The following is an 8048-nucleotide window of genomic DNA, read 5'->3' as shown; positions in this document are numbered from 1 at the left end:
TCCCGGGGACGAGCATCGGCGCATTCTGGGCAATGCCCGCCGTGCCGATCCTTGTGGTGTGGAGCGCTGCGGTCGCGGTCCTGTGCCTGGCTTCCCCCGATGCTCGCATACCACTTGTAATGGGCACGACGTGGCGCTCATGCCCGTTCAATATCGTGTTGCTTTCGGTGCCGGCTTTTGTCGCCGTGTTCTGGGCGATTCGCGGACTTGCACCCACGCGGTTGCGACTCGCGGGTGCCGCGGGCGGCATGCTGGCGGGAACTATCGCGACCATGGCGTACTGCCTGCATTGTCCCGAGATGAGCGTAGCCTTCTGGGCTGTCTGGTACTTGCTCGGCATGACGCTAGCTACGCTGATCGGCGCGTTGCTCGGTCCGCGTTTCCTGCGCTGGTAATAAGCTTGACGGGGCAGCCAGCTCGGCTAATGAGGCGCAATCGCCGCCTCAAAAAAATTCGCACGCAAGCATAACCTTCCTGCAGATCAAACCGAATAGAAGTCATGCGTCCTGTCCTGCGGCCTTGGGCTCGACGCACTATCGGTTCCTGTCTGCGGAGTGGCCATGAAAACCAGCGAGTTTGTATCGATGCTTGCCACTGGCATCGCCCCGACCCACCCTCGTGTGATCGCGCGACGTTTCGCAACGGCACTGTTTTTAGGCCTGAGCGGCGCTGCCTGCTTGATGGTTGCCCTCTACGGCGTGCGCGGCGACATGCCGCAAATGCTTACCACGCCTCTATTCTGGCTGAAAGTCGCGTTTCCTCTTGCGGTCGCTGGTGCGTCGCTTTTCATCGCGACCCGTCTTTCACGCCCCGGTGCGGATACGGCGTTCGGATGGATCGCGCTTGCCATTCCACTCGTGCTTATCTGGGTGGCGGCGTTGATCGTGATCATTGCCGCACCGCCGGCGCTTCGGCTTCAACTCGTGCTTGGCAGCACGTGGCAAGTCTGCACGATCAACATCGCGATCTTGTCAGCGCCGACTTTTGTTGCTGTGTTCTGGGCCATGAGAGGGCTTGCGCCAACCCGGCCGGTTCTGGCGGGCGCTGCGGCAGGACTGCTCAGCGGCGCTCAGGCCGTCCTTGTCTACACACTTTATTGCGTGGAGATGACCGTGCCGTTCTGGGGCGTGTGGTACGTGCTTGGGATGATGGCGCCAACGATTGTCGGCGGGATTCTGGGACCGCGTGTGTTGCGCTGGTAGCGGCCGACGCGGCAGCCACGCGCTGCCGAATCGATCAGGCTAGTCGACGACCCGCACCTTGAATGGGCGCTGCGGTGACTGCAGCAAGTATTTTTGCATTGATGTAACCCGTTTCATGTGCCGGTCGAATTAGATTTCATCCGCCCCTTGTCTGGAGTCCGCAATGCGCCCTTCGTCTGCTTCCGCCCTCTTTGCTATTTGCATCTCACTCTGCGCCGCGAGCGCCAACGCTGCATCGGGTAATACGTGCAGTGCGTCGAGTCCCGCTCACCGCGCGGCGCTCGTAGAACTCTATACAAGCGAAGGCTGCAATAGTTGCCCGCCCGCCGATAACTGGCTTGGCGCACTCGATCACGCACGCCGGACCGATACCATCGTGCCGCTCGCCCTGCACGTGGACTACTGGGATAACCGGGCGTGGAAAGACCGGTTTGCACAAGCGGCATTCACCACGCGCCAACAGCAACTGACATCGGCTGGCAGTGGACATGTCGTGTACACGCCGGAGATTTTCGTCGGCGGAAAAGAGTTGCGCGACTGGTCGAGCGACGCGAGTTTCGAATCGCGTATAAAACAGTTGAACAGCGAAACGCCGCTCGCCGATATCCACATCGACGGCCATCCGTCAGCGCCCGGCCATATTGCGTTCAACGCATCGTTCACAGCGCGCAAGAACCTCCCGGACGATGCCGTCGCCTACGCGGCCGTGTATGAAAACCAGCTCGTCAGCGCAGTCAACGGCGGAGAAAACAACGGCGCGACATTGCATCACGACCGTGTGGTGCGTCAATGGATCGGTCCCATTCGATTGACCGAAGGACGCGCGCAACTATCCGGCGATTACGCGTCGGATGCCATGCGCTTCGGCGTCGTTGCATTCGTTGAACGTGGAACGAACGGCGAGGTGCTGCAAGTGGCCGAGCTCGGTTCGTGCGGCGGGTGACTATCATGGCCGCTTAGTGCGCAAGCTCTGCTTCGTGTTGCCACGCTGGAAACGGATCCTTGAACCTGTGCCAGGCTTCAGGTCCCTGCGACATTTCCGCATCGGTGAGAAGACACGCGTCCAGCCGAGCACGCAACGCCGCTTCATCCATATCGATGCCAATCAGCACCAGCTCTTGCCGTGCATCGCCGACCTGCGGGTCCCAGTCCTCCTCGATTGATTGCAGCGACTCAGGGTCTTGCGGCCAGTAAGATTTCGGCACCGCGGCCCACCACAACCCCATCGCGCCGTGACGGCATACCCCGCCGGCTTGCGACCACGAACCGACATAGGTAGGCCTGCTTGCAAGCCAGAAGAACCCTTTGGACCGCACCACGCCCGGCCATTCGCTTTCGATGAAATCCCAGAACCGCTCAGGATGAAACGGCCGGCGCGCCCGATACACAAAGTTCCTGATCCCATATTCGTCGGCTTCGGATCTATGTTCGCCGCGTAACGCCGTGAGCCAGCCCGGCGCTTTGGAAGCCTCATCAAAATCGAATAGCCGGGTGTCGAGCACCTTGTCCAGACTCAGCTTGCCGAACTCGGCCATCTCGATCTTCGCACGCGGGTTCAGGCCGCGAAGGATTGTCATGAGCCGGGTGCGATCTTCATCGCTGACGAGGTCGATCTTGTTCAGTACGATGACATCGCAGAACTCGACCTGTTCTACCAACAAGTCCACGACTGTGCGCGAATCTTCTTCGCCCAGCGATTCGCCACGCGTCTGCAAGCTGTCGGCTGATCCGTAGTCCTTCAGGAAATTGAACGCGTCCACCACGGTGACCATGGTGTCGAGCTCGCGACATTGGCGAGGCTCTGTCCTTCTTCATCGGCGAATGTGAACGTTTCCGCGACCGGCAATGGCTCCGACACGCCGGTTGATTCGATCACAAGATAGTCAAAGCGCCCCTCCTTTGCGAGCCGGTTCACTTCAAGCAAGAGGTCCTCGCGCAACGTGCAGCAAATGCAGCCGTTGCTCATCTCCACGAGCTTTTCATCGGTTCGGGCAAGCTGCGCGCCGCCTTCACGAATCAGCGCGGCATCGATGTTGACTTCGCTCATGTCATTGACGATCACCGCGACCCGCCGACTTTCGCGGTTGTTGAGGATGTGGTTCAGAAGCGTGGTTTTGCCAGCGCCAAGAAAACCCGACAAAACAGTTACGGGAAGCTTTCCCATCAATTTCGTCATCAAATTTCTCGCATCAATGGTGTTGGATGTTATAACATTACATCACTGACATCCTTTTCGACAAATCGATTTCCCTGCCCAAGCTCATCCACCTGACTCGTCGCGCTTCTCGCCAACACTTACCAAAAAAATGATCGATGAAAAATCGCACGCTCTTTGCCCATGCGGCGTTATTGCTGTTCGCCCAGATAGCAGTGGGGCACGCTTATGCAGCCGGTCTGGACGCCACCGTGTCCGGCTCTGTGATTGACAGCACGGGCAAACCTGTTGCGAATGCAAATGTCGTATTGCAGAACGCAAGCGGCGCGACCGCCGGGACAGCCAGCACAGACACGAGCGGACATTTTGTCGTGCACAACGTGACTTCGGGTACCTATGCAGTCGTCGCGGCCGCGCCGGGGTATGCGAGCGGAAGCACCATCGCCACCACAAGCAGTGACGGAAATACTTCGGTATCCATATCGATTTCAAAGAGCGACGCACTCGATGTACAAGTCAACGCCAAGCGGCTCGACCGCGCACGAAACGGGCTGCTGCCGGAGACAGGAAGCAGCGTTTATCGTTTCAGCCAGACAGACATCGACACCCTCCCCGCTGGCCAGGACACGGCGCTCAATCAGGTGCTGTTGCAGGCGCCGGGCGTTGCGAGCGATTCGTACGGACAGTTGCACGTGCGGGGAGACCATGCGAACCTGCAATACCGCATCAATGGCGTGATCATTCCGGAACCAATCAGCGGTTTCGGGCAATCGCTCGATACGCGCATCATCGATCAGTTGAATCTGCTGACCGGCGCCTTGCCCGCGCAATATGGCGACCGGACGGCCGGCATTGTCGATATCCATACGAAATCCGGGGACCAGGGCAACGGTGGTTCCATCGATGTCTTTGGCGGCAGCCATCAGACCATCAAGACCAGCGCCGATGTATTCGGCAGCAAGGGGCCGTTCAGCTATTACTTCAGCGGCTCCGTGGGCGAGAACAACCTGGGGATAGAAAATCCGACGTCGAGCGCGAGCGCCATTCACGACCATACGCGTCAGGGCGATGCCTTCGGCCTCATGTCGTACATCATCAACCCGCTCACGCGCGTGAGCCTGATGTTCGGCACGACGAGCAATCAGTTCGACATTCCGAACACGGCGGGTTTGCCCACCAATTTCATCTTGAACGGCAACAACACGTTCGACTCGAGCAAGCTCAACGAAACCCAGTCCGAACTCAACCAGTTCGCGGTGGTCGCGCTGCAGGGCACCAACGGCGGCGCGCTGGACTATCAGGTCGCGCTCTTCACCCGCTATTCCCGAACGCAGTTCAATCCCGACCCTGTAGGCGATCTGCTCTTCAACGGCGTGGCCGCGAGCGATTTTCACAGCGACAGCGCGAACGGCGTGCAAGCCGACACCACCTACCGGCTCAACGCAAAACATACGTTGCGCGCGGGTATATCGTTTCAACAGGAACACGCGTTGTTCAACAATGACCTGAGCGTTTTCCCCGCCGATCAGGACGGCAACCCGCTCTCCGATCAGCCGTTCAACGTACCGGATTCAAGCAGCAAGACGGGGTATCTGTACAGCGCCTACGTCCAGGACGAATGGAAAGTCACCGATAAACTCACCATCAACTACGGCCTCCGATACGACAAGATGGACGAGTACGTGAGCGCAAGCCAGCTCAGTCCGCGCGTTGGGCTTGTGTATGCGTTGACGCCATCGACAACGGTACATGCCGGTTATTCGCGATACTTCACGCCGCCCGCATTTGAACTTGTCTCTGGCGAGGACATCGCGCGATTCGCCGGAACGACTGCGCAGACTTCGACGCAAAACGACCCCGTGCAGCCAGAACGCAGCCATTATTTCGACCTCGGCGTGACGCAACGGCTGACGTCTGCGATCACCGTCGGCGTGGATGCGTACTACAAGAAATCGACGAACCTGCTCGATGAAGGGCAGTTCGGCACCGCCCTGATTTTCACGCCATTCAACTATCAATACGGCCGCGTGTACGGCGTCGAGTTCACCAGCAACTACAAACAGGGCAACGTCTCCGCTTACGTGAACGTCGCGTTCAGCCGCGCTCAGGGAAAGGACATCGACTCGGCGCAGTTCAACTTCGGCCCGGACGAGCTCGCGTTCATCAGCAGCCACTATGTGTTCCTCGATCACGACCAGCGTGTGACAGCATCGTTTGGGGGCGCCTATCAGTTGGGCACCACCACCTTCACGTTCGATGGCATTGTCGGCAGCGGGCTGCGCAGCGGCTTTGCGAACACGGATCGCCTGCCGGTGTACACGCAGGTCAACCTCGGCGTGATTCATCACTTCGACTTCAAGGAGCCGCTGATCGGCAAGTTCGATGGGCGGCTGCTGCTCATCAATGCGTTCAATCGCGTGTACGAGTTGCGCGATGGATCCGGCATTGGCGTAGGTGCGCCACAGTACGGTCCGCACCTCGCGCTGTACGCAGGCGTGACGAAGAATTTCTGATGGACGGGATAACTAGCTAGGGGCTTCGATCATGCAGGATTGGGGAGGAATGCTTGCTGCCGTGCGAGTAGGCGGATGGGTCGTCTATCCGCTGACGCTGCTTGCGGTGCTGGCAATTGCAATAACCATAGACCGCGCTTATGTCTTTGCGCGCTTTCACGCCTTCAGGCGCCTCGACGCGATGTTCGTCCCTCAACCCGGCACGCCGTTATGGCTGCACGAAACGCGGGCGCAGTCTCTGGCAACACGCATCGAGCGCGACATGAGCCGGGGTTTCTGGCTGCTCGAGACGATCGTCACCGCTGCGCCATTGCTGGGGTTGCTCGGAACCATTGTGGGAATGATGCATTCCTTCCAGCTCTTTGGAGGCAGCGGACTCGTGAATCCCGGCGCAGTGACTGGCGGTGTCGCGCAGTCGCTGGTGGCGACGGCGATCGGGTTGATCGTTGCGTTGTTCGCGCTCTTCGCATTCAACTACTTTTCGCGACGCCTCGAGCGGTTGATGGACGACCTCGAGGTTTGCGCCAACGAGCGCCTCAGTGAACTACGCCTCGGGGCTGAAAATACAGTAGCAAACGCGAGCGATGTTCCATGAAACTTCGGCGATCACGAGCATCGAAGCGCGGCCGCATCGAAATCATTCCGATGATCGACGTGATGTTTTTCCTGCTCGCCACCTTCATGCTCGCTTCCCTGGCAATGCAACGCCTCGATGCAGTGAAGATCAATTTGCCATCGGGACAGGCCGAGAGCATGGCCGAAAACCAACCGCTGACAATGAGCATCGATCAGAAGAACGGGATCTTCATCGATCATCAACCGGTTCGACTGGATCAGGTCGAGGCCAGCGTAAAGCAACGCCTTACAGCTGATCGAAACGTGGTGATTGCCGCCGATGACGCCGCAGCCCAAGGCGTCGTCGTGCACGCGATGCTCGCCGCACGTCGCGGCGGCGCCGAGCATTTCCTGATCGCTGTACATTGTGAATAGTTGGACGCGACGTTTGAACGATCTGCTCGATGGTCCGCGCTTCAGGTTGAGCATTGCGCTTCTTATCGCGGTCGCTGCGTGGATGATCCTGCTGACTCATGTCATGAGCCGGTTGTCGCAGCCGTCGCCGCAAACTCCTGCACAAGAGCAGCCACCCGTGGAGATGCGTCTTGTCGAAATCACGCCGCCTGCTGTGCTCGAGCCCGCGCCTGCCCACAACGAACCCTCAGCGAAACCCCTTCATGCACGGCCGAGTCCAGCGCCAGTTCACGCGAGAGAGCCGCGCGTGACACGCTTGCCGGCGATCGAACACGCCATCGACAGGACTGAAACGCCTTCGCATCCCGACGAACCCGCGCAGTCTCCGCCCGCACCGGAGAGCGAGAAGCCGGTGGCTACCGCAAGCTCCACCGCGCGTATCATCAATCAGCCCATGCCCTCTCTTCCCGATGATCTTCGCGAAGACGCCTTTCAAGCTGTGGCGATCGCACGCTTCGATGTCCATGCGGATGGAAGCGTGGAAGTCGAACTGTCAAAACCGACATCCAATCCGCGCCTGAACGCGTTACTGCTGGACGCACTGCGTAAGTGGCGTTTCTTCCCCGCGATGCAGGACGGCCATGCGGTCGAAAGCCATCAGGACGTTCGCGTTCATTTCAACATCAGCTGATGCGCGGCCATGCCGCGTTGTCATCATGCGCTGCACTCGATGTGATCCGCTCGGCCAGTCCCGCGTCGTAGCTCGAATGCACATGAGTGCGCTTCTTGTCGGGGTACGCGTATGTGTACGCCTTTCTCAACGCGAGCGATGCTTCGTGAAACCCCGAGAGAATCAGCTTCTGCTTGTTCGGATAGTTCGCGATATCCCCGACCGCAAAAATCCCCGGCCGCGAGCTCTCGTAGTTCGATGTATCGACATTGACGCGGCCACCCGCGATCTCGATACCCCACTTCGCGATCGGTCCGAGATCTGCAACAAGGCCGTAGAGCACCACCAGATGATCGGCATCGATCTGCGCTGCGCCGCCGATCTGCCGGATCTCGATGGACGCGAGCTTGTCATCGAGCATCTGCAGCCCGGCGATCGAGCCGACCATGAACTCCATCTCGCCGGCATCGACCGCACGCCGCATCTGATCGACGCTCGATGCCACCGCGCTAAACCCATTGCGCCGATGCACCAGCACA

At 59.3% G+C, this 8048-nt stretch carries 8 protein-coding genes and 1 pseudogene; 7 read left to right on the top strand and 2 right to left on the bottom strand.

Annotation, left to right across the window (positions count from 1 at the left end; genetic code table 11):
* From ACRXB1_RS24375 to ACRXB1_RS24365, 3 genes are all read left to right on the top strand, one after another.
* A partial coding sequence (locus ACRXB1_RS24375) for a DUF1109 domain-containing protein (protein WP_449493493.1) occupies positions 1 to 395 on the top strand: 395 nt, incomplete at its 5' end.
* Positions 396 to 560: 165 nt separating this feature from the next.
* Positions 561 to 1202, top strand: coding sequence for a DUF1109 domain-containing protein (locus ACRXB1_RS24370; RefSeq protein WP_174363211.1), 642 nt, complete (start codon positions 561 to 563; stop codon positions 1200 to 1202).
* Positions 1203 to 1365: 163 nt separating this feature from the next.
* Positions 1366 to 2145, top strand: coding sequence for a DUF1223 domain-containing protein (locus tag ACRXB1_RS24365; protein ID WP_449493492.1), 780 nt, complete (start codon positions 1366 to 1368; stop codon positions 2143 to 2145).
* 13 nt (positions 2146 to 2158) lie between these two features.
* Here ACRXB1_RS24365 and zigA read toward each other — a convergent pair.
* Positions 2159 to 3378: pseudogene (zigA, locus tag ACRXB1_RS24360) on the bottom strand (zinc metallochaperone GTPase ZigA).
* Positions 3379 to 3515: 137 nt separating this feature from the next.
* Here zigA and ACRXB1_RS24355 point away from each other — a divergent pair.
* Genes ACRXB1_RS24355 through ACRXB1_RS24340 form a run of 4 tightly spaced genes read left to right on the top strand, consistent with a single transcriptional unit; the run spans position 3516 to position 7530 of the window.
* Complete coding sequence (locus ACRXB1_RS24355) at positions 3516 to 5870, top strand: TonB-dependent receptor (RefSeq protein ID WP_449493491.1); 2355 nt, start codon at positions 3516 to 3518, stop codon at positions 5868 to 5870.
* A 31-nt stretch (positions 5871 to 5901) separates the two neighbouring features.
* A complete protein-coding gene (locus ACRXB1_RS24350) occupies positions 5902 to 6465 on the top strand; it encodes a MotA/TolQ/ExbB proton channel family protein (protein WP_174363207.1) in 564 nt (187 codons plus the stop codon).
* Positions 6462 to 6860: an ExbD/TolR family protein gene (locus tag ACRXB1_RS24345; RefSeq protein WP_449493490.1), complete on the top strand. Its 399-nt coding sequence runs from the start codon at positions 6462 to 6464 to the stop codon at positions 6858 to 6860. The genes ACRXB1_RS24350 and ACRXB1_RS24345 overlap by 4 nt, the downstream gene beginning before the upstream one ends.
* Before the next feature lie 13 nt (positions 6861 to 6873).
* Positions 6874 to 7530 (top strand): energy transducer TonB, encoded by a 657-nt coding sequence (locus ACRXB1_RS24340; RefSeq protein ID WP_256701332.1) that lies wholly within the window; start codon positions 6874 to 6876, stop codon positions 7528 to 7530.
* Here the strand turns inward: ACRXB1_RS24340 and ACRXB1_RS24335 are convergent.
* The coding region (locus tag ACRXB1_RS24335; RefSeq protein WP_449493489.1) for an NAD(P)/FAD-dependent oxidoreductase at positions 7523 to 8048 on the bottom strand (526 nt) is incomplete at its 5' end. The genes ACRXB1_RS24340 and ACRXB1_RS24335 overlap by 8 nt on opposite strands.

Source organism: Caballeronia sp. M23-90, assembly GCF_053574605.1.
Note: the sequence above shows the minus strand (reverse complement) of the source record. Positions and strands in the feature narration are given on the sequence as shown.

What these genes read in the sequence shown, in the direction of transcription:
- ACRXB1_RS24370 (WP_174363211.1), top strand. Translation starts at nt 561, where the DNA reads ATGAAAACCAGCGAGTTTGTATCGATGCTTGCCACTGGCATCGCCCCG.
- ACRXB1_RS24365 (WP_449493492.1), top strand. Translation starts at nt 1,366, where the DNA reads ATGCGCCCTTCGTCTGCTTCCGCCCTCTTTGCTATTTGCATCTCACTC.
- ACRXB1_RS24355 (WP_449493491.1), top strand. Translation starts at nt 3,516, where the DNA reads ATGAAAAATCGCACGCTCTTTGCCCATGCGGCGTTATTGCTGTTCGCC.
- ACRXB1_RS24350 (WP_174363207.1), top strand. Translation starts at nt 5,902, where the DNA reads ATGCAGGATTGGGGAGGAATGCTTGCTGCCGTGCGAGTAGGCGGATGG.
- ACRXB1_RS24345 (WP_449493490.1), top strand. Translation starts at nt 6,462, where the DNA reads ATGAAACTTCGGCGATCACGAGCATCGAAGCGCGGCCGCATCGAAATC.